The following is an 18,762-nucleotide window of genomic DNA, read 5'->3' as shown; positions in this document are numbered from 1 at the left end:
AAATTATTAATACACATGAAAAATAAGTTTATTTTGGCCGCAGGCCTACTTTTCGGATTAGCTGCGTTGCCTGCTACGGCTCAAGTAAAAATCGGATTCATCTACCAAGAAAAAATCTACAGCCAAATGCCAGAGGCTAAGCAAGTAGAGGAAGATTTGAAAAACACAGAGAAGCAATACCAAACATTGATTCAAGGAAAAATCAAAGATTTCCAAGATAAAGCAGCGGTGTACGAGAAGTTACCAGCTAACACTTCTGATATCATAAAGCAAGACAAAGAAAAGGAATTACAAAACTTACAAACTTCGATTCAAGAGTTCCAGCAAAATGCGCAAACTTCGATCCAAAAGAAGCAAGCTCAATTATTGCAACCTATCGTTAAGAAGATTGAAGAAAACATGCACGCAGTAGCGAACGAGAATGCCTATACATTCGTGTTTAACAACTACGAGCCAGGAACAGGTGCTAATCCTGTACTATTACACTTCCCTGCGGAGGCTGATATCTCAGACTTAGTATTGAAGAAAATGGGAATTACACCTCGTCCAGCAGGTGCTCCAGCTCCAGCGGCAGCGGCTCCAGCAGCAGCGCCAGCAGCTAAGCCAGCAGCTCCTAAGAAGTAATTCTTACCGTTTTTATAAGGAAACCTGATCGGAAACGGTCAGGTTTTTTTTATGCCCTATCTATTTTATTGGTCCTGTAAAATAAACTTGTTTTGAAATAACAAAATAGACATTACACCACAAAAGATAGCGGCATCTGCAAAATTAAAGATAGGTGTGGAGTAATAAGAACCGCCCCAAAGTGGAATCCAGGAAGGCAAAGGCCCCTCGTAAAAATCTGCAAAAAACATATCGATTACTTGACCGTGAAACCATCTCATCGGTGCTCCAGCCGGGGCATTTTGGAATATAACGCCATAAAATACGGAGTCAATTAAATTGCCAATGGCGCCCCCTAAAATCAATGCAACTGAAACCAAAAGTCCCGTCGGGCTCTTTTTTACAGTCAAAGAGTACAAGTAATACCCAATGGCAAGCATGGCTAAAATCCGGAAGCTTGTTAAGATTAACTTTCCCCAAATAGATCCAATTTGAATCCCAAATGCCATACCCGGATTTAAGGTATAATGTAGTTTGAAGAAATCCCCAATAATTGGAATTTGGCCAAAATAACCTGGTTCCATCCAGGTATGAACAGCTATTTTAATTCCCTGATCTAGGGCAATAATCAATAAACTTAAAAGGAAATAGCGGTAATTTTTCATGCGTCGTTTCGGCGGTTTACTTCTTTTTGTAATAGGGCAAATTCGCGAGAAGTTTGTCCAGCAATAGAACTATTTTCCTCTGCGCGTCTAAATAGGTAGGGCATTACGGCATCCACTGGCCCATATGGCACGTATTTCGCAACATTATAACCTGATGCGGCTAAATTGTAGGAGATATTGTCTGACATGCCTAGTAATTGTGCGAAGTAGATATTCGGGTGATTGGATGAAATTTGTAATTCATTCATGGCATCGCACAGTAGCAAACAGCTTGCTTCGTTATGGGTCCCCATGCAAAAATGCACGTTCTCCACATGAGCAAGGCATAATTTAACGCCTAAATCGTAGTCGCGATCCGTATCTTCTTTACATACGTGTAGAGGCTCTGAATATTCATCTTCGTGCGCTTTTTGACGTTCTTTTTCTAAATAGGCCCCGCGCACTAACTTCACTCCTAAGTAATACTTGTTTGCCTCAGCCGCCGCGATGGCACCCTCTAAATTCGCCAGCATGTCATGGCGGTACATCTGAAAGGTATTGTAGATGATAGCTGTTTTTTGGTTGTATTTAGCCATCATTTCATAGGTTAAACGGTCGATAGTCGTTTGTATCCAACTCTCCTCTGCATCGATGAAAAGTCTCACCTGTAAAACGTGTGCTAGATCGCATATCTCGATTAGCAACTCTTTACTGTGATCGAATAATTCCTTTTCTTCCTCCGTTAATTCTGCCTCGGTTTGTGCTTTTTCCAAAAGCTCTGATTGAAAGATTCCCGTTAACTTAAAAACGGCAAATGGAATGGCAGGATTTTCCGCAGATTTACGGATCGTTTTAAGGATTTCATCCTTGGTTTTTTGGAATGATTTTTCACTTTCTTCTCCCTCAACAGAGTAGTCTAGAATTGTTCCAATTTTTGCCTTTTCAAGTTCTTGAATCGTTGATTCACAGCCATCTATGGTTTCTCCACCACAAAATTGGGCAAAAATCGTGCTTTTTATGACTTTTTTGACCGGAAAATGCAGGAAAAGAAATAATTTGATGAAAAAAGTGCCTAAATTTACCAACCAATTTTGGTTCATTGCAGCAAAAATCCAATAGGACTTCTTCAACTGAAAATCGTCTTTCGAAGCAAAGGCTATTTTAGTATTCTCAAATGATAAAGTAACTGAGGGAATTGTTGATGATTTTTTTGTCATTTGTGCTAAAAATTGATGCAAATATAATTGAAATATTACCGATTGCTTAAGAAAAAAATAAACAAATAAATAGGGGGCGTAAGTCCTCGTTAACCGTCAGAATATTATGAATGCCAATTTAGACATTGTACCAATGCAAGACTGGATTCAGACAAACGGAAAACCCTTAATTATTGCGGGTCCATGTTCAGCTGAAACAGAAGAGCAAGTATTAGAAACCGCTCGCCGTATCAAAGCGGAGGGTTATGCTCACATCATGAGAGCAGGTGTTTGGAAACCTCGTACACGTCCAGGCAGTTTTGAAGGGATGGGAGAACCAGCTTTAAAATGGTTAGTAGAAGCGAAGAAAGAAACAGGATTACCACTAGCTATTGAAGTAGCTACTCCAGAGCACATCGAATTAGCCTTGAAATACGGCGTTGATGTTTTATGGATCGGTGCTCGTACCACGGTTAACCCGTTTAACGTACAAGATTTAGCGGATGCTTTGAAAGGAGTAGACGTTCCTGTACTTGTAAAGAATCCAGTAAATCCAGACCTAGCTCTTTGGGTAGGTGCTTTCGAGCGTCTTCAAGGATCAGGTATCAAGAAATTAGGAGCGATCCACCGTGGTTTCTCTAACGCACAAGAAACGAAATACCGTAACTCACCTATGTGGGCTATGGCCGTTGAATTAAAGCGTTTGTTCCCTCAAATGCCATTAATCGGTGACCCATCTCACATGGCTGGAAAGCGTGCGTTATTGATGGAGTTGTCTCAACGTATTTTGGATTTGAACTACGATGGTATGATCATCGAAACTCACCGCGATCCAGATGCAGCTTGGTCAGATGCTTCACAACAAGTTACTCCTGAGAAATTAGGCGAAATGTTACGTGACCTAGAAGTTCGCAATGCGAGCTACGGCGCAGACTTCTCTGATGAATTAGCGAGTCTTCGTGAGAAAATCGACAACATCGACCGCGAACTATTAGAAGTTATTGCAGCTCGTATGTCAGTTGTAGAGAAATTAGGCGAATACAAGCGCGATAATAACGTAGCGGTATTGCAATTAGATCGTTGGAAGCAATTACATAACGACCGTGCGAACCAAGCGAAAGGTTTAGCTTTATATCCAGAATTCGTAGAAGAACTATTCAAATTAGTTCACTTAGAATCTATCCGTAAGCAAACGGAAGTGATGAATAATGCAACAGCATAATTAGTCCGAAGTCCGGAGGAAATGAGTCCGGAGGATTTTATTAAAAATGGGGCCCTTAAAAGGTCCCATTTTTTGTTTAAAGCATAATTTATTTAAAGTATAAAGCATAAAGAATAAAGCATAAAGATTGAATCCGCGAATCGGATGCAATCATGAAATGTCCCTCCGGACTCAATCCCTCCGGACTAAAGACTAGCGACTAATCTTATACCCCGCCCACACAATCAACCCCATCCCCACTAACGTAATGAAGTCAGGGAATCCGTGGCCTAGAACGACCTCGATGATAATGGAGAAGATAACCGCGCTATTTCCCACCACACCTACTACACTCGCCTTCTCATTTAAGAGAGCCTGCGTGGTGTAATATTGAACCCCTAAGGCCAATAGGCCCATGATCAGTGCTGAAATCCATTCGGCGATGGATGGCTGCACCCAAACGCCCGTCAAGAAGCTATTTTCAAACCCGCCTAAGGTTCCGGTTAAAAGGGAAATCACAGACGCAATAAGTCCGGCGCCCATGAAGGAAACGACAACCCAGCGGGAATCATAATATTTTTGGGCCTCTTTGATGGCTAAATAGCCTAAAGCCGTTCCCATGGCGTAGATGATTCCGGTGCTATGATGCCAAAGAGAACCATCACTGCTTGGTTGAAAAATCAGTAAGATGCCGAAAAAGCCAATCAGTAGGAATAAAACTTGTTTGCTGGAAAGACCCTCATTTGGCAATAAAAAGAAGCTAAAGACTGCGATGAAGAGCGGGAAAGCTTGTCCATAGGTGTTCGTTAGAGAAAGGCCTAAATGTTCTAGTGTGTAGAAGAGGCAATAGAGGGTGAAGGCCCCCAAAAGTCCGCGCAGGATGATGAAATAGAGTTTTCCGCCCACTTGAACGGCGGGTTTTCGGTACAGGCTGGTTAATAAAAAGGGAAGTCCTACGGCGCTGCGGAAAAAGACAAGTTGTATAGAGTTGAAGGTGTGGCTCATTTCTTTTGCGATCGCGGACATGATCGCGAAGCAAAGAGAGGAGAGCAGCATGAAAAAGACTCCTTTGTTGGAATAAATTCGTTTCAACATACGATATAAACTTCGAGGATTAGCTCAAATTTTCTAACTTGCATTTCTTTTCAAAGGTATGACAAAAAAAATTATTTTATCCCCTGATGCACCCGCTCCCATTGGGCCTTATTCCCAGGCAGTTGAGGTTAATAACACGCTTTATGTGTCTGGCCAGATTGCTTTATCGGTTTTTGAGGCGGGTGGAAGTATTGAGGAGGAGACGAATCAAGTCATGTTGAATTTGCAACATATTTTGACGGCGGCGGTTTATTCGTTCGATAACGTAGTGAAGTGTTCGATTTTCGTGAAGGATATGGGTCATTTTGCTGCGATCAATGAAGTTTATGGTCGTTATTTTGTCCAAAATCCTCCCGCTAGAGAGACGGTTGAGGTCGCTCGCCTTCCTAAAGATGTGCGCGTAGAGATTTCTTGTATTGCCTATAAATAACAACTATGTCTGATTCAGTACGTGTTCGCTTTGCACCTAGTCCTACGGGACCGCTCCATATCGGAGGGGTGAGAACCGCTTTATATAATTACCTGTTTGCCCGCAAAATGGGGGGTAAATTTTTGTTGCGTATCGAAGATACCGACCAGGCGCGTTTTGTGCCGGGTGCGGAAAACTATATTTTAGAGAGCTTAGCTTGGTTAGGCATCAGCCCTGACGAGGGCGTAGGCGTGGGTGGACCACATGAACCCTACCGCCAAAGCGAACGTAAAGACCTCTATAAAGCCTATGCAGACCAATTATTAGCCAATGGCAAGGCTTATTACGCTTTTGACTCATCAGAAGAATTAGACGCGATGCGTGCTAGCTTCGAGAGCCAAGGCTCTGCCTTTCAATACAATTCATTAACCCGTGTGAAGTTGAAAAATTCGATTGCTTTGGCTCCGGCTGAGGTGGATGAATTGATTGCTTCCGGAACACCTTACGTCATTCGCTTGAAAGTTCCAGCGAAAGGGGAGGTGCGTTTCCAAGACAGCATTCGCGATTGGGTTCACGTGCACACGTCTAGTATCGATGACAAAGTCTTGATGAAGTCGGACGGGATGCCTACCTATCATTTGGCGAATGTAGTCGATGATCACATTATGGAAATTACCCACGTGATCCGTGGAGAAGAATGGTTGCCATCAGCGCCATTGCATATTTTATTGTACCAAGCTTTCGGTTGGAAAGCGCCTCAGTTTGCCCATTTGCCTCTTTTGTTAAAGCCAGAGGGCAATGGTAAGTTGTCCAAAAGAGACGCAGATTTAGGCGGTTTCCCCGTATTCCCCATGGAATGGACGGATCCAGCAACGGGTGCGATTTCTAAAGGGTTTAAGCAAGAAGGCTACCTAAAAGAGGCAACCTTAAACTTCTTAGCTTTCTTAGGCTGGAACCCAGGAACGGAGCAAGAGATGTTCAGCTTGACGGAATTAGCAGATGCCTTCTCTTTAGAACGCATTAACAAAGCGGGTGCAAAGTTCGATGTGAAAAAGGCCCAATGGTTTAATGAGCAATACATTAAGCAACAAGATCCAGCGGCTTTAGCGGCAGATTATTTGCCTAACTTGTCTGCTGATCAAGCCCTGGCTTTCGTGCACTTATTCTTAGATCGTATTACGTTCCCACAAGAATTAGCGGTGAAAGTGGCCGAGTTTCAAGCGCGTCCAGCCATTTATGATGAGGCTGTTATGGCTTCGAAGTGGAATGCTGATGCTGCGTCTGGTTTGCAATTTATCGCTCAAGCTTTACCTGGTGTAGATTCGTGGGAGCCGGAAGGTATCAAACACGCGATTCACGAAGTATTAGAGGCGAATGGAATTAAGATGGGCAAGGTGATGCAGATTTTGCGCGTGGCCTTAAGTGGAAATGGAGCAGGTCCAGATTTGATGATTTCGATGCAATTATGGGGTAAAGCGGAGGTGATCGAGCGGTTGTCTACGGCTTTGGCCAAATTCCCAGCACTATAAAAGAAGATGGCGAAAAAGGATAAGAAGAAGGATTTACCCACGGTACATCCAGAATTAGCGGGATTTGAAATGAATATCGATTCATTAGGAACCATCACGTCCAGCCTTGACCGCGATCGTTTGAATGCGTTTTTGGACAAGCATATGCCCGAGGATAAAAAATTAAAACCGAAAGAAAATGAAGGTTAGTCAAGAGGATGTGAAGAAAATCGCGCATTTAGCTCGATTAGAAATGCCCCAATCGAAACTAGGGGAGATGCAGGATTCGATTAACAAGGTGTTAGTCTGGATGGAAGCCTTAAATTCGGTGGATACAACGTCCGTGGAGCCTTTGGTCCACATGACTCCTGCCTTAAATCATTTCCGTGAGGACGAGGGTAAATTGACTCTGGATCGTGCCCAAGCCCTTGCTTTAGGCCCTGACACAAATGATACCTACTTCAAAGTTCCGCAAGTAATCGAATAATTAGCCTATATAGTACTCAATAGCTTTCTTCATTTCCGCTTTACTGACTGGAATATCGTAGCCACAATCTCCAATACCCGTTAACAGGGAGAATCTCACTTCCCCGCCCTTGTTCTTCTTATCCTGAAGCGTTAGCGCAATAATCGCAGGAATTTCAGACGCCTTTAGTGACACCTTTCCGTAGGTCTCGAACAAGTAAACTTCGATATCACCCAGTTCTTCCGCACTAATCAATCCGCGTTGAAACGCCAAAAAAGCCTCCATAATCATCCCCACCGCAATGGCTTCGCCATGCAAAATCTTCCGCTTTCCTTGATCTAATAAGAATGTCTCCACGGCATGGCCCAGCGTATGTCCCCAGTTCAAGATCTTACGCAACCCTTTTTCCGTAGGATCTTCTGCCACTACCGCTTTTTTAATCTCAACAGAATGCTGAATTAGACTCGCAAAATCTACCTCTGAGAAATCGGTATGGCTGATTTGCTCCCACTTCTCTGCGTCGCGAATCAGGCAATGCTTGATAATTTCGGCATATCCAGAAAGCTTCTGTGATTGTGGTAACGTTTGAATAAAGTTTGGATCAATCAGAACCGTCTTGGGCAAGTTGAAAACTCCAATATGGTTCTTCAAACCCTGAAAGTCTACTCCTAATTTCCCGCCCACACTTGCATCCACTTGTGCTAATAAGGTCGTAGGAATCTGAATAAAGTCTATACCACGTTTGTAGGTAGAAGCACAAAACCCACCCAAATCCCCGATCACCCCACCGCCCAAATTAATTAACAATCCGTGGCGATCCATGTTTGCTTTGGTCATCACTTCCCACACCTTTTCACAAGTTCCCAGATGTTTATTATTCTCGCCTGATTTGATTTGAATCTTGATAAAACCCTTCGGCAAATAGGCTTCAATTAGCGGAAGGCAATGCTTCGATGTTTGCTCGTCCACGAGAACCGCTATTTGCAAATAGGAATTTTGGCCTAAAAAAGCCGGTAAAGAATTTGAAATAGGTGCGATTTCGACTGACATGGGATTTTTTCTTCAATGGACTCCTCAAAATTACCACGATTTTGTGAAAATGGACTATTTTTTGCCTAATTTTGTACCCGCTTGTTAATCCCACAAGATTTACATTTTTTTATGAGAGAAATTCAGTTTAGAGAAGCCTTACGTGAGGCGATGACAGAGGAAATGCGTCGTGATTCATCTGTTTTTTTAATGGGTGAGGAAGTGGCGGAATACAATGGAGCCTACAAAGTTTCCCAGGGAATGTTGGATGAATTCGGTCCGGAGCGCGTAATTGATACGCCGATTGCTGAATTGGGTTTTGGTGGAATTGCCGTAGGAGCATCAGCGAATGGTCTTCGTCCCATCGTTGAATTCATGACCTTTAACTTCTCTTTAGTAGCGATTGATCAACTGATTAACTCAGCTGCTAAAATGATGTCTATGTCTGGTGGACAATATTCTTGCCCTATCGTCTTCCGTGGACCGACTGGAAATGCGGGACAATTATCATCTCAACACTCATCTAACTTCGAGAATTGGTTTGCAAACACACCCGGCTTAAAAGTGGTGGTTCCTTCGAACCCAGCAGATGCAAAGGGTTTGTTAAAAGCATCGATTCGTGATAATGATCCCGTGATTTTCATGGAATCAGAAGTGATGTACGGTGACAAAGGCTTAGTACCAGATGGCGAATACTTAATCCCTATTGGTAAAGCCAATGTGGTTAAACCAGGTTCACAAGTTACCATCGTTACTTTCGGTAAAATGCTTTCTCGCGTGGTAATGCCAGCGGTAGAGGAATTAGAGAAGCAAGGAATCTCTTGCGAAGTAATCGACTTACGTTCCGTACGTCCAATTGATTATATCACCGTGGTAGAATCAGTGAAGAAAACGAACCGTTGCGTGGTAGTAGAAGAAGCGAATCCATTATCTGCAATTTCATCTGAGATTGCTTACCACTTACAACGTTGGGCATTTGATTACTTAGATGCACCCGTAGTTCGTGTGAACTCGCGTGACTTACCTCTTCCTTACGCACCTACCTTGATCGAAGAAATTCTTCCAAGCATCGAGCGTACGATCCAAGCGGTTAAAACAGTAACATACAAGAAGTAATCTTCTTCAGTGCATAAAAAAAGCCGAAGTTTCGTGAGAAGCTTCGGCTTTTTTGTTGTAGCTACTGATTAAAGCATAAAGAATAAAGCACAAAGTATAAAGTTGGTATCCGCTTCGCGGATGAATTCGTGAAAAATCCTTCACAAACGTATCGCCACCGGCGATTCCACCTCTATGCTTTATTCTTTGTGCTTTATGCTTTAATCTATACTCTATAATCTACTCTCTAAAGCACGTAGATGAAGCGTGAACCATCCACATCCACACCTTCCAGCTTGATGCGTCCTTTTCTGGATTCTAAAGCCTCAACTGCCTCCTTAGGAGAATTGATTACCTTGTCGTTGATCTTAGTGATCACAGAACCTTTTGCAAGTCCGTACATTTCAAGACGGCCATCCGGTAATACCTCGGCGATCTTTACACCTGAACTTACTCCGAATTTCTTCATCTCAGCTGGAGTCAAGCTAGCAAATTTAGCGCCTAAGAACTCTGATTTCGCTGATTCAGTAGAGTTGTCTCCTTTTACGATTTCGGTGTTGCCGTCTTTGTTCTTTAAGGTCACCTTGAATTCCTTTGTAGCGCCATCGCGGTTAACTGTTACTTGAAGTGGCTCACCTGGACGCTTTCTGCTCACGATTTCCATTAACTTCGAAGTTGATTTAGTCTCTACTCCGTCTACCTTTGTGATTACGTCATTTATTTTGATACCTGCATCTTTAGCTGCTGAGTTTTCAGAGAAGCCTCCTACATATACACCAGCGCTAGTTTTAAGGTCTTTTTCGTCTGCTAATTTGGCATTTACTTCAGAGATCTGAACGCCTAAGAAGCCACGCTGAACGTTACCGTATTTAATTAGATCACCAGATACCTTCTTCACGATGCTCACAGGAACGGCGAAGGAGTAACCCGCAAACTGACCTGTACGAGAATAAATAGCGGTGTTAATACCGATTAATTCCCCTTTTAAGTTCACCAAAGCTCCACCTGAGTTGCCTGGATTTACCGCGGCATCCGTTTGGATGAAGGATTCAAGTGGATTCATGTCTGGGCTATCGCGGTCGATGATGTTTTGACGGCCTTTGGCAGAAACGATACCTGCTGTAACTGTTGACTCTAGATTAAATGGATTACCCACGGCTAATACCCACTCACCTACGCGAAGTGCGTCAGAATCGCCAAAAGTTAAGAAAGGTAAATTTGTTTCCTTGATTTGGATCACCGCTAAATCCGAAGATGGATCTGTTGAGATGACCTTCGCTTTGTATTCACGCTTGTCATTTAGGATAACGGTAACTTCAGATGCCTCTGCTACTACGTGGTTATTCGTCACAATATAACCGTCAGCGGAGATGATTACTCCAGAACCTGACGCTTCTTGTGGTTGTTGCTGTTGTCTACGGCCGCCGCCACCGAATGGATCTCCAAAACCAAAGAAATCATCAAAAGGGCTCGAGAATTGTTGTTGTCTTTGACGTGTTTCCATTTTCGTCTTGATGTGAACGACCGCAGGGGTTGTTTTTTCTGCCGCATAGGTGAATTCACCTGGGTTTCCTGGAACGATTTGATTGGATACGGAGGTGGTAAAGGCGGAGGGCGCATCCGAGAATCCGGATGTATTATTACCTAAATTAAAGAGCGAATAGGCGCCTAAAGTGACTCCACTTGACATTAATGCAATGATCGCATACGACTTAAGCTGATTATTCATTTTTATTTGGCTTTTATAAATTTAAAATTTGTACTGCGAATTTAAATGAAAATTAGGCTTGCACAACCTCATTAACAAGTTTTAAGAGTTTTAAATCCCAAAGGAAATGGCTAATTTTGTGGTTCATTCGTAAAAACACGTTCAAATGATTTTAAGTGAGCAAGAATTATTGAGGAGACAAAAGCGCCAGGAGTTATTGGCCATGGGAATTGATCCTTATCCTGCACAGGAATACCCGGTGAATGTTTATTCTGATCAGATTTTGGCAGAATTCAAACCGGAGTCTGGAAACTTCCAGGACGTGGTATTAGCAGGTCGCTTAATGGGCTTCCGTATCATGGGAAATGCCTCTTTTGCTGAGCTTCAGGACGCGAATGGCCGTATTCAATTGTACTTCCGCCGCGACAACTTATGTCCGGGCGAGGATAAAACCTTGTACAATACGGTATTTAAAAAGTTACTAGACATCGGTGACATCATCGGTGTAAAAGGATATGTGTTCACGACGCAGATGGGTGAAATTTCCGTTCACGTACGTGAGTTTACGATTCTCTCCAAAGCCTTAAAGCCACTTCCTGTCGTTAAAGAAGCAGATGGCCAAACCTACGACGCCTTTTCTGATCCAGAAATGCGTTACAGACAGCGCTACGTAGATTTAATTGTTAACCCTTCTGTGAAAGACATCTTCATCAAGCGTGCGAAGATCATCTCGACGATGCGTGCGATGTTTGATGAACGCGGTTGGTTAGAGGTGGAAACACCGGTTTTGCAAGCGGTTCACGGTGGAGCCTCGGCTCGTCCCTTCAAGACCCACCACAACACCTTAGATATGCCTCTTTATTTGCGTATCGCGAATGAATTATATCTGAAGCGTCTAATCGTAGGTGGTTTTGATGGCGTATATGAGTTTGGGAAAATGTTCCGTAATGAAGGAATGGACCGTACGCACAACCCTGAATTTACCTCGTTGGAATTCTATGTAGCCTACAAGGATTATAACTGGATGATGAATTTGACGGAGTTAATCTTCGAAACAGTTGCCTCTCGTTTACATGGGAAAACCAAAATCGCGGTAGGGGAGAACGAAATCGAATTTGCAGGACCTTACCCTCGTTTAACGATCTCAGGCGCTATTTTGCAGTATTCTGGAGTTGATGTAGATGCCTTGTCTGAAGAGGAATTGCGCGCTAAGTGTGTGGAATTCGGCATGGATGTAGATAAAGGAATGGGGAAAGGAAAGTTAATCGACGAGTTATTCGGCGAGAAAGTAGAAGCAAACTTGATTCAGCCTACCTTCATCACAGATTATCCAGTCGAGATGTCGCCCTTAACGAAGAAGCACCGTTCGAAAGAGGGTTTAGTGGAGCGTTTCGAGCTATTTGTAAATGGAAAAGAAATCGCGAATGCCTACTCTGAATTGAATGATCCAATCGACCAAAAAGAGCGTTTCGAAGATCAATTAGCCTTAGCAGAGCGCGGAGACGATGAGGCGATGGCGATGGATCACGATTTCATTCGCTCACTTGAATATGCGATGCCTCCTACCTCTGGTATTGGTATCGGTATTGACCGATTGACCATGTTGATGACAAATCAATCGTCTATTCAGGAGGTATTGTTCTTCCCTCAAATGCGTGCAGAAGTAGTGAAGGAAGTAGATTCTGAATCAGCTTTCGGAGAAAGAGGTATTTCTGAAGTGTGGATTCCAGCTTTACAAAAGATGGGTATCCTAACATTAGAAGCATTAGATGCCGTTAACCCTAATAAAGTGTTCAACGATTTAGGTGGGATGCGCAAGAAATTGAAGATAGATGCGGCTATGCCCACGAAGGAGGAGGTTACAGCTTGGATTCAAGGTTAATCGTTCACTGATATACATAAAAAAAGCCTTCCGAAAGAAGGCTTTTTTTATTTCTCTTTAACTAGAGATCAATGTTGCAATTTTCTAGGTAAACCTATATATATATTGTAAATAAAGATTTTCTCTAATCAAAAAAACGAAAGAAAAATTAGATTTTCTTTACGTTGATAGCGTTTGCACCACGCTTTCCATCAGTAACTTCATAAGATACTGAATCATTTTCGCGGATAGTAACACCTGAAAGGCCAGTTACGTGTACGAAAATGTCTTCACCTGTTTGATCGTCAACGATGAATCCGAAACCTTTCGTCTCGTTGAAAAATTTTACTTTACCAGTTTGCATAAAAAAAATGTTAAAAATATTAATGCCATCCAGACGAAAGTCTTTCAAGCTCTCAAATGTAGAAAGAAAACAATTGCATGCAAGACTTTTTAAATAAATTTCCGATTAATTTAAAATATATTATAATAATACATATATTTTATAGCACTATTTGTAGTTAATGTTATTTGCTACTAAATTTGCTTAAATTTGAACTTTCAAATAACACCCTATGGAAAAACTGAAATTTTTTGTTGAGAATCAGGCATTTGGCGTCTGTACTCGCTTAGGAGAGAAGTTAAATATTTCCACCAGTAGCATTCGATTATACTTTATTTACACCTCGTTTATTACGATGGGTTCCCCGGTTATCATTTATTTGATTTTAGCTTTTTGGATGAATATCCGTCGCTATTTACGTCAAAGAAATAACCCAAGTGTCTGGGATATCTAAAATTTGATCTGATAGAATTTCTTTTTGCCTTGTAAGAAATATTCTTTCAAGATGTTACCGTCAAAACTTCTCACCCAGCTTTTTTGCAAAGCTGGAGATAAATTCTGTTTGTCTTTAACAAAGAAGAGGTAGCTGTAGAATCCATAATGAGCTTTCAGGACAGCCATAAATGAACCAAATTTCCCCTCAGTCAAGAATTTAAGACCTGCGATTCCATCCAAGATCATTCGCATAAAAAGGGTAGAAAAACGCTGCGACGGTTCTAGATTTTTATATAATAAAATTAGGTTGTTGCGGAAGTTCAGGTAGGTTTTGAAGGGGTTCTCTTTGTTCAAGGTACCTCCACCCACGTGCATGACTTCGCTTTCGGCCACTGCTGCGATGGTATATCCAGCCCTTTGCATTCTCCAGCACAAGTCGATTTCTTCCATATGGGCAAATAGGTAGGGGTCTAAACCGCCTACTTTATGAAAAGCTTCGGAACGAACCATCAAACAAGCGCCTGTGGCCCAGTTGACGATGGAGGTTGCATACTGTCCTTCATTTTTTTCTAGAGTATCGAAAAGTCGCCCTCTACAGAATGGGTATCCATAGGAATCCCAAAATCCACCTGCTGCCCCAGCGTATTCAAAATAATCAGGTTTGTGATAATCTAATAGAAAAGGTTGAGCTGCGGCGACCAGTGGATGCGCTTCGAAATAGGATACTAATGGGGATAACCAATTCTTTCGCGGAGCGATATCCGAATTCATTAAAACAAAATAGTCGGCATTTATTTGGCCTAATGCAAAATTATATCCTCCAGCATAGCCTAAATTTTCTGCCCAGGATAATACAGAAATGCTAGGAAAATCGGAGGCTAAAAGCGCCAAAGAGTCGTCAGATGAGCCATTATCTGCCACGTAAATCGTTGCGTCCGGTGTGTTTTCTAGCACGATCGGTAGGAAGTCGGCTAAGAATTTCCGACCATTGAAATTTAATATGACAACTGCGACAGACATGCCACAAAGGTAATCTAAATCAATCAAATTAGAATTTCTTTCAGAAAGATGTATTTTTGTCCCTTCAATAACAATCCAAAACCGTATGTGGTCAAGTTTTTTTCGAAAGAAATCCATTGATAAAATAATTTCAGATCAATTAGAAATCGAGAGTTTAGAGGGGAATTCGATGGACCGAAACCTAGGGGTTCGCGATTTGACCTTTATGGGGGTAGCTGCTATCATTGGTGCCAGTATATTTTCAGCGATTGGACAAGCTTCAGCCAATGGTGGCCCTGCCGTATCGATGCTGTTTGTATTTACAGCGATGGCCTGTATGTTTACCGCCTTCTGCTATGCACGTTTTGCAGCCACTGTGCCTATTTCTGGTAGTGCTTATACCTATGCTTATACGAGTTTAGGGGAGATTGTGGCTTGGATTTTGGGCTGGAATTTACTGTTAGAATATGCCATTTCGAACGTAGCTGTTGCGATTTCGTGGTCTAAATACTTCGTTGATTTATTAGAAGGTTTAGGTGTACATGTGCCGGAGTTTATGACGATGGATTATTTGTCTGCCAAAAGAGCCTTCACCGAAGCCTCTTCCGCACTCGCTAGCGGCGAGAAATTTGAAACTTTATCTGTTAACCTACGTGAAGGCTATACTGCCTATCAGTCTGCTCCGCTTCTTTTTGGCTGGCATTTTGTTGCGAACATTCCAGCGCTTTTAATTACGGTGGCTATAACCTATTTGGTCTACATTGGTATAAAGGAGTCAAAAAACACGAACAACATTCTGGTAATTTTGAAGCTTTTAGTCATTGTGATCGTGGTGGGAGTGGGTGCTTTTTATGTGCAGGTAGAGAACTGGACGCCTTTTGCGCCTAATGGAATTTCGGGAGTTTTAAAGAGTGTAGCCGCTGTTTGTTTTGCTTATATCGGATTTGATTCGATTTCTACTACGGCAGAGGAGTGCAAGAATCCGCAGCGGGATATTCCCAAAGCCATGATGTATGCCTTGATCATCTGCACGGTACTTTATGTATTAGTTACCTTGGTTTTAACGGGTATTGTACCATCTCAAAATTTAGCTGGAATTGAGGATCCTTTGGCCTTCATGTTTATGCAAGTCGGCTTACCCGGAGTAGCCGGAATCGTTGCAGCCAGTGCGGTAATCGCCTTAACATCAGCGCTTTTAGTTTATCAATTAGGTCAGCCACGTATCTGGATGACAATGTCCCGCGATGGTTTATTGCCAAAAGCCTTCTCCCGCATTCACCCTAAATACCGCACTCCTTCTTTCTCCACTATTATGACAGGGGTTTTAGTAGGCGTTCCGGCCTTGTTTGCAAATCTAGAGGAGGTGATTAATTTAAGTAGTATCGGAACGCTGTTCGCATTCGTATTAGTTTGTGGTGGTGTTTTAGTGTTAGATCTTGATCCAGAGAATCAAAAGAAATCTAAATTCAAGATTCCTTACATCAACTCAAGTTATTATGTAGGCCTATCGCTGATTTTAGCTATTGGATTAATGTCCTATTCTGGCGTAAATCTAGTTGAGTGGTTAAAAGGTTTGTATTCAGGCGAAACGAAAGTGGATCACTTCATTATGTTTGGCTTCTTTGTTATCTGGGCAGTCATGGCCTTCTTCAGCGTAACCAAGAAATTATCATTAATTCCTGTCTTGGGATTATTAGTTAACCTGTATTTAATGACCCAAATGGGCTCCACGAACTGGGAACGGTTTATGTACTGGTGCTTGGCGGGGGTATTGATTTATTTTGGGTATAGCTACAGGAAGTCGAAGTTGAACGTAAATAATAGAGTATAGATTATAGATTATAGAGTAGAGAGTAGAGATATGGATGGTTTTACTTCGGACTCTTTTCCTTCGGACTTAAACAAAAAAGGGAGCATTTGCTCCCTTTTTTGTTACCATATCTCTACTCTATACTCTATAATCTCTACTCTAGTCATTTCGTCTTCCACCCAACAAATTCAAATAATAAAGCAACTGCGCTAACATACCCAGCGCGGCAACGACATACGTCATCGCAGCCCACCAAAGTGCATCCTTCGACATCGCGTATTCTGTGGGTGTTACGATTCCTTTTTCTTTGATCCAATTCAGCGCTCTATTCGAAGCATCGAATTCGACAGGTAGAGTTACGAAGCTAAATAGGGTAGCCATAGCGAAAAGGGCAACCCCAATCGCTAATAAGGTGGTGCTTCCTGTTGAATACAAGACCATCATTCCGATCATTAATAGAATGGGCATAAATCCGTTTGCGATACTAAGCATAGGAACCATCGAGCTGCGGAACTGTAAGAACGAATAGGCTTTGGCATGTTGTACAGCGTGACCACATTCGTGCGCAGAAACAGCGGCGGCAGCAGCGTTGCGGCCGTGGAATACATCATTACTTAAATTAACGGTTTTGTCTGCGGGATTGTAGTGGTCCGTTAATTGACCTTCCACAGAGATAACTCGAACGTCTGTAATACCGTGATCGGCAAGCATTTGCTCGGCGATTTCGTAGCCAGATAGATTACTTTGTAAAGGTGTTTGAGAATAGGTTTTGAATTTGGATTTTAGTCGCCAAGAGATAAGCATACCTGCGACTCCGAAAATGATGGCAATGAAATACATGGTTTTATTGTTTAAGTTTTTGAATGAGTTGTGTAGTTGAATAATTGGGTACTAACGCGATGGTTTTTACTTCTCCGCCAGCTGCGATGACTTCTTGGGCCCCCACAATCGTCTCGATGGTATAATCATCACCCTTTACGAGAACGTCTGGGCTGAGGGAATTTATGAGTTCTAAAGGCGTGGGCTCCCCGAAAACAATCACCAGGGAAACAAATCCTAAAGCCGCAATCAATCTTGCTCTAGCATATTCTGAATTCACCGGTCTTTCGACGCCCTTTTCTAGTGTACGAACGGAAGCATCCGAGTTAACTGCTACGATCATCTTTGTGCCAAATTCACTGGATTTTTCTAGATAATCGACGTGGCCTAAATGCAAAATATCGAAGCATCCGTTCGTGAAAACGACTTTGTCTCCATTCGTTTTCCATTGTTTACGAATGTCGATTCCTTGAGCTAAGGTGACAATTTTATGTTCAGTTCTATTGGACACGTGAGGTGATTTTGGGTAAAAACAAAGTTAAAATAAAACTTAATCCACCCAATAACAAAAGGGTAATCATTTGAGTTCCGTGGAAAAAGGTAGCCAGCATAAATCCATCTTTGTAGCTCAAAGAATAGAAGACAAAGGCGGAGGCAACTAAACTGTGGTAGGCCCCAATTCCTCCTTGTGTAGGGGTAGCCATTCCAAAAGTTCCCATAACTAAAACGGTTAATGCCGCGCTCATTCCCAGGTTTTCACTGATAGGGAAGGCGAGAAATAGCGTGTACGTACTTAAGTAATAACACAACCAAATTCCGATGCTGTATCCGATGAATTTCCCCGGTTGAGCTAAGTGGCGAATACTATTTATGCCGGCAACCCAACCTAGAAGCATCCTTCCTACTTTCGTACCTGCGCCCAAATTTTGGAGAAAATCTTTAAATTTCCATAAGAATCCTAAGCCAATCAGTCCGAGGATGGAGGCGGTGATAATTAACGTTCCAGAAGGTAATTGCATCGTAGGGAAGAGGCTTTTTTGCAAAGGTTCCCATTCGAATAGAAAGGTAATGCCTACCAGCACTAGAAGGCTAATTAAGTCCACAATTCTTTCGGTGATAACGGTTCCAAAAGATTCCTCAAAGGGTATATCGGCCGTCTTATTCAAAGATCCGCAGCGGGAAACTTCGCCCAGACGAGGCACTAAAAAATTCGCAAAATAACCAATTAATACAGCTGAAAAGGTGCGTAAAGTACCCGGTTGATGGTGCATTGCTTCCAATAATTGTTCCCAACGCAGCGCACGCAACAAATGAGAGAGTATGGCAATGATAATCGATACTGTGACCCAGTTATAGTCAGCTTGTTGAAAGGTGCTCAGGATGTCATTCCAATGCAATTGGCTTTTAGAAATGGCCCAATAAAGGAGGCCTGCAGCTAGTAAACTAGAAATAAGGTATTTTACTATCGACTTTAGCATAAGGTTCCTGAATCAAAAGGCAAATTAAAGACCTTTCCTTGTATAATGATGGTGATAATCCGA

General features: G+C 42.3%; 20 protein-coding genes. 10 read left to right on the top strand and 10 right to left on the bottom strand.

Annotated features, from left to right (window positions below):
* Nucleotides 1–15: 15 nt before the first annotated feature.
* A complete protein-coding gene (locus ACRZ9O_RS05630; protein WP_459457195.1) occupies nucleotides 16–624 on the top strand; it encodes an OmpH/Skp family outer membrane protein in 609 nt (202 codons plus the stop codon).
* 65 nt (nucleotides 625–689) lie between these two features.
* Here the strand turns inward: ACRZ9O_RS05630 and ACRZ9O_RS05625 are convergent, their stop codons facing one another.
* Together ACRZ9O_RS05625 and ACRZ9O_RS05620 are read right to left on the bottom strand one after the other, a co-directional pair.
* On the bottom strand, nucleotides 690–1,268 hold the full coding sequence (locus ACRZ9O_RS05625) for a lipoprotein signal peptidase (protein WP_459457193.1): 579 nt from the start codon (nucleotides 1,266–1,268) through the stop codon (nucleotides 690–692).
* Complete coding sequence (locus tag ACRZ9O_RS05620; RefSeq protein ID WP_459457191.1) at nucleotides 1,265–2,464, bottom strand: proline dehydrogenase family protein; 1,200 nt, start codon at nucleotides 2,462–2,464, stop codon at nucleotides 1,265–1,267. The genes ACRZ9O_RS05625 and ACRZ9O_RS05620 overlap by 4 nt, the downstream gene beginning before the upstream one ends.
* Nucleotides 2,465–2,570: 106 nt before the next feature.
* Here ACRZ9O_RS05620 and ACRZ9O_RS05615 point away from each other — a divergent pair, with 106 nt between their 5' ends.
* Nucleotides 2,571–3,665 carry a chorismate mutase gene (locus ACRZ9O_RS05615; RefSeq protein ID WP_459457189.1) on the top strand — a complete coding sequence of 365 codons (1,095 nt, stop codon included), beginning with the start codon at nucleotides 2,571–2,573 and terminating at the stop codon, nucleotides 3,663–3,665.
* 192 nt (nucleotides 3,666–3,857) lie between these two features.
* Here ACRZ9O_RS05615 and ACRZ9O_RS05610 read toward each other — a convergent pair whose 3' ends face one another.
* On the bottom strand, nucleotides 3,858–4,739 hold the full coding sequence (locus tag ACRZ9O_RS05610) for a DMT family transporter (protein WP_459457187.1): 882 nt from the start codon (nucleotides 4,737–4,739) through the stop codon (nucleotides 3,858–3,860).
* A 58-nt stretch (nucleotides 4,740–4,797) separates the two neighbouring features.
* Between ACRZ9O_RS05610 and ACRZ9O_RS05605 the strand changes: the two genes are divergently transcribed.
* Genes ACRZ9O_RS05605 through gatC form a run of 4 tightly spaced genes read left to right on the top strand, consistent with a single transcriptional unit; the run spans nucleotide 4,798 to nucleotide 7,143 of the window.
* Nucleotides 4,798–5,169: a RidA family protein gene (locus ACRZ9O_RS05605; RefSeq protein WP_459457185.1), complete on the top strand. Its 372-nt coding sequence runs from the start codon at nucleotides 4,798–4,800 to the stop codon at nucleotides 5,167–5,169.
* A 5-nt stretch (nucleotides 5,170–5,174) separates the two neighbouring features.
* The gene (gltX, locus tag ACRZ9O_RS05600) at nucleotides 5,175–6,677 is read left to right on the top strand and encodes a glutamate--tRNA ligase (protein ID WP_459457183.1); all 1,503 of its coding nucleotides are present in this window, start codon (nucleotides 5,175–5,177) and stop codon (nucleotides 6,675–6,677) included.
* 6 nt (nucleotides 6,678–6,683) lie between these two features.
* Nucleotides 6,684–6,866: a hypothetical protein gene (locus ACRZ9O_RS05595; RefSeq protein WP_459457181.1), complete on the top strand. Its 183-nt coding sequence runs from the start codon at nucleotides 6,684–6,686 to the stop codon at nucleotides 6,864–6,866.
* Nucleotides 6,856–7,143 (top strand): Asp-tRNA(Asn)/Glu-tRNA(Gln) amidotransferase subunit GatC, encoded by a 288-nt coding sequence (gatC, locus tag ACRZ9O_RS05590; RefSeq protein WP_459457179.1) that lies wholly within the window; start codon nucleotides 6,856–6,858, stop codon nucleotides 7,141–7,143. Before ACRZ9O_RS05595 ends, gatC begins: the two co-directional genes overlap by 11 nt.
* Here gatC and aroB read toward each other — a convergent pair whose 3' ends face one another.
* A complete protein-coding gene (aroB, locus tag ACRZ9O_RS05585) occupies nucleotides 7,144–8,172 on the bottom strand; it encodes a 3-dehydroquinate synthase (protein ID WP_459457177.1) in 1,029 nt (342 codons plus the stop codon). It lies immediately after the preceding gene.
* 111 nt (nucleotides 8,173–8,283) lie between these two features.
* Here aroB and ACRZ9O_RS05580 point away from each other — a divergent pair, with 111 nt between their 5' ends.
* Nucleotides 8,284–9,267, top strand: a complete 984-nt coding sequence (locus ACRZ9O_RS05580) for a pyruvate dehydrogenase complex E1 component subunit beta (RefSeq protein WP_459457175.1) — start codon at nucleotides 8,284–8,286, stop codon at nucleotides 9,265–9,267.
* Nucleotides 9,268–9,493: 226 nt separating this feature from the next.
* Here the strand turns inward: ACRZ9O_RS05580 and ACRZ9O_RS05575 are convergent, their stop codons facing one another.
* Entirely contained in the window at nucleotides 9,494–10,975 is a 1,482-nt protein-coding gene (locus ACRZ9O_RS05575) for a Do family serine endopeptidase (protein ID WP_459457173.1), read from the bottom strand.
* Nucleotides 10,976–11,120: 145 nt separating this feature from the next.
* Between ACRZ9O_RS05575 and lysS the strand changes: the two genes are divergently transcribed.
* Nucleotides 11,121–12,836, top strand: a complete 1,716-nt coding sequence (gene lysS / locus ACRZ9O_RS05570) for a lysine--tRNA ligase (protein WP_459457171.1) — start codon at nucleotides 11,121–11,123, stop codon at nucleotides 12,834–12,836.
* A gap of 148 nt (nucleotides 12,837–12,984) precedes the next feature.
* Here the strand turns inward: lysS and ACRZ9O_RS05565 are convergent, their stop codons facing one another.
* Complete coding sequence (locus ACRZ9O_RS05565) at nucleotides 12,985–13,179, bottom strand: cold-shock protein (protein WP_130895221.1); 195 nt, start codon at nucleotides 13,177–13,179, stop codon at nucleotides 12,985–12,987.
* A 211-nt stretch (nucleotides 13,180–13,390) separates the two neighbouring features.
* Between ACRZ9O_RS05565 and ACRZ9O_RS05560 the strand changes: the two genes are divergently transcribed.
* Nucleotides 13,391–13,612 carry a PspC domain-containing protein gene (locus ACRZ9O_RS05560; RefSeq protein WP_223131421.1) on the top strand — a complete coding sequence of 74 codons (222 nt, stop codon included), beginning with the start codon at nucleotides 13,391–13,393 and terminating at the stop codon, nucleotides 13,610–13,612.
* Here the strand turns inward: ACRZ9O_RS05560 and ACRZ9O_RS05555 are convergent.
* Nucleotides 13,609–14,613: a glycosyltransferase family 2 protein gene (locus ACRZ9O_RS05555; RefSeq protein WP_459457168.1), complete on the bottom strand. Its 1,005-nt coding sequence runs from the start codon at nucleotides 14,611–14,613 to the stop codon at nucleotides 13,609–13,611. The two genes, ACRZ9O_RS05560 and ACRZ9O_RS05555, sit on opposite strands and share 4 nt — an antisense overlap.
* An 85-nt stretch (nucleotides 14,614–14,698) precedes the next feature.
* On the opposite strand from ACRZ9O_RS05555, the gene ACRZ9O_RS05550 reads away from it, so the two are divergent.
* Nucleotides 14,699–16,423, top strand: a complete 1,725-nt coding sequence (locus ACRZ9O_RS05550; RefSeq protein ID WP_459457166.1) for an amino acid permease — start codon at nucleotides 14,699–14,701, stop codon at nucleotides 16,421–16,423.
* Nucleotides 16,424–16,561: 138 nt separating this feature from the next.
* Here the strand turns inward: ACRZ9O_RS05550 and ACRZ9O_RS05545 are convergent, their stop codons facing one another.
* From ACRZ9O_RS05545 to ACRZ9O_RS05535, 3 genes are read right to left on the bottom strand one after another with little or no spacing between them, the layout of a single operon-like run.
* A complete protein-coding gene (locus ACRZ9O_RS05545; protein WP_459457164.1) occupies nucleotides 16,562–17,242 on the bottom strand; it encodes a zinc metallopeptidase in 681 nt (226 codons plus the stop codon).
* A 4-nt stretch (nucleotides 17,243–17,246) separates the two neighbouring features.
* Entirely contained in the window at nucleotides 17,247–17,732 is a 486-nt protein-coding gene (locus tag ACRZ9O_RS05540; RefSeq protein ID WP_459457162.1) for an adenylyltransferase/cytidyltransferase family protein, read from the bottom strand.
* Nucleotides 17,722–18,699, bottom strand: a complete 978-nt coding sequence (locus ACRZ9O_RS05535) for a lysylphosphatidylglycerol synthase transmembrane domain-containing protein (protein WP_459457160.1) — start codon at nucleotides 18,697–18,699, stop codon at nucleotides 17,722–17,724. The genes ACRZ9O_RS05540 and ACRZ9O_RS05535 overlap by 11 nt, the downstream gene beginning before the upstream one ends.
* Between the last annotated feature and the right edge of the window lie 63 nt (nucleotides 18,700–18,762).

The sequence above is a fragment of the Aquirufa sp. HETE-40SA genome, assembly GCF_054558635.1.
This window is presented reverse-complemented; position numbering and strand designations above follow the sequence as displayed.

Bases quoted from the DNA above. Each gene is read 5' to 3' on its own strand.
- ACRZ9O_RS05630 (WP_459457195.1), top strand. From the start codon at position 16: ATGAAAAATAAGTTTATTTTGGCCGCAGGCCTACTTTTCGGATTAGCT.
- ACRZ9O_RS05625 (WP_459457193.1), bottom strand. From the start codon at position 1,268: ATGAAAAATTACCGCTATTTCCTTTTAAGTTTATTGATTATTGCCCTA.
- ACRZ9O_RS05620 (WP_459457191.1), bottom strand. From the start codon at position 2,464: ATGACAAAAAAATCATCAACAATTCCCTCAGTTACTTTATCATTTGAG.
- ACRZ9O_RS05615 (WP_459457189.1), top strand. From the start codon at position 2,571: ATGAATGCCAATTTAGACATTGTACCAATGCAAGACTGGATTCAGACA.
- ACRZ9O_RS05610 (WP_459457187.1), bottom strand. From the start codon at position 4,739: ATGTTGAAACGAATTTATTCCAACAAAGGAGTCTTTTTCATGCTGCTC.
- ACRZ9O_RS05605 (WP_459457185.1), top strand. From the start codon at position 4,798: ATGACAAAAAAAATTATTTTATCCCCTGATGCACCCGCTCCCATTGGG.
- gltX (WP_459457183.1), top strand. From the start codon at position 5,175: ATGTCTGATTCAGTACGTGTTCGCTTTGCACCTAGTCCTACGGGACCG.
- ACRZ9O_RS05595 (WP_459457181.1), top strand. From the start codon at position 6,684: ATGGCGAAAAAGGATAAGAAGAAGGATTTACCCACGGTACATCCAGAA.
- gatC (WP_459457179.1), top strand. From the start codon at position 6,856: ATGAAGGTTAGTCAAGAGGATGTGAAGAAAATCGCGCATTTAGCTCGA.
- aroB (WP_459457177.1), bottom strand. From the start codon at position 8,172: ATGTCAGTCGAAATCGCACCTATTTCAAATTCTTTACCGGCTTTTTTA.
- ACRZ9O_RS05580 (WP_459457175.1), top strand. From the start codon at position 8,284: ATGAGAGAAATTCAGTTTAGAGAAGCCTTACGTGAGGCGATGACAGAG.
- ACRZ9O_RS05575 (WP_459457173.1), bottom strand. From the start codon at position 10,975: ATGAATAATCAGCTTAAGTCGTATGCGATCATTGCATTAATGTCAAGT.
- lysS (WP_459457171.1), top strand. From the start codon at position 11,121: ATGATTTTAAGTGAGCAAGAATTATTGAGGAGACAAAAGCGCCAGGAG.
- ACRZ9O_RS05565 (WP_130895221.1), bottom strand. From the start codon at position 13,179: ATGCAAACTGGTAAAGTAAAATTTTTCAACGAGACGAAAGGTTTCGGA.
- ACRZ9O_RS05560 (WP_223131421.1), top strand. From the start codon at position 13,391: ATGGAAAAACTGAAATTTTTTGTTGAGAATCAGGCATTTGGCGTCTGT.
- ACRZ9O_RS05555 (WP_459457168.1), bottom strand. From the start codon at position 14,613: ATGTCTGTCGCAGTTGTCATATTAAATTTCAATGGTCGGAAATTCTTA.
- ACRZ9O_RS05550 (WP_459457166.1), top strand. From the start codon at position 14,699: ATGTGGTCAAGTTTTTTTCGAAAGAAATCCATTGATAAAATAATTTCA.
- ACRZ9O_RS05545 (WP_459457164.1), bottom strand. From the start codon at position 17,242: ATGTATTTCATTGCCATCATTTTCGGAGTCGCAGGTATGCTTATCTCT.
- ACRZ9O_RS05535 (WP_459457160.1), bottom strand. From the start codon at position 18,699: ATGCTAAAGTCGATAGTAAAATACCTTATTTCTAGTTTACTAGCTGCA.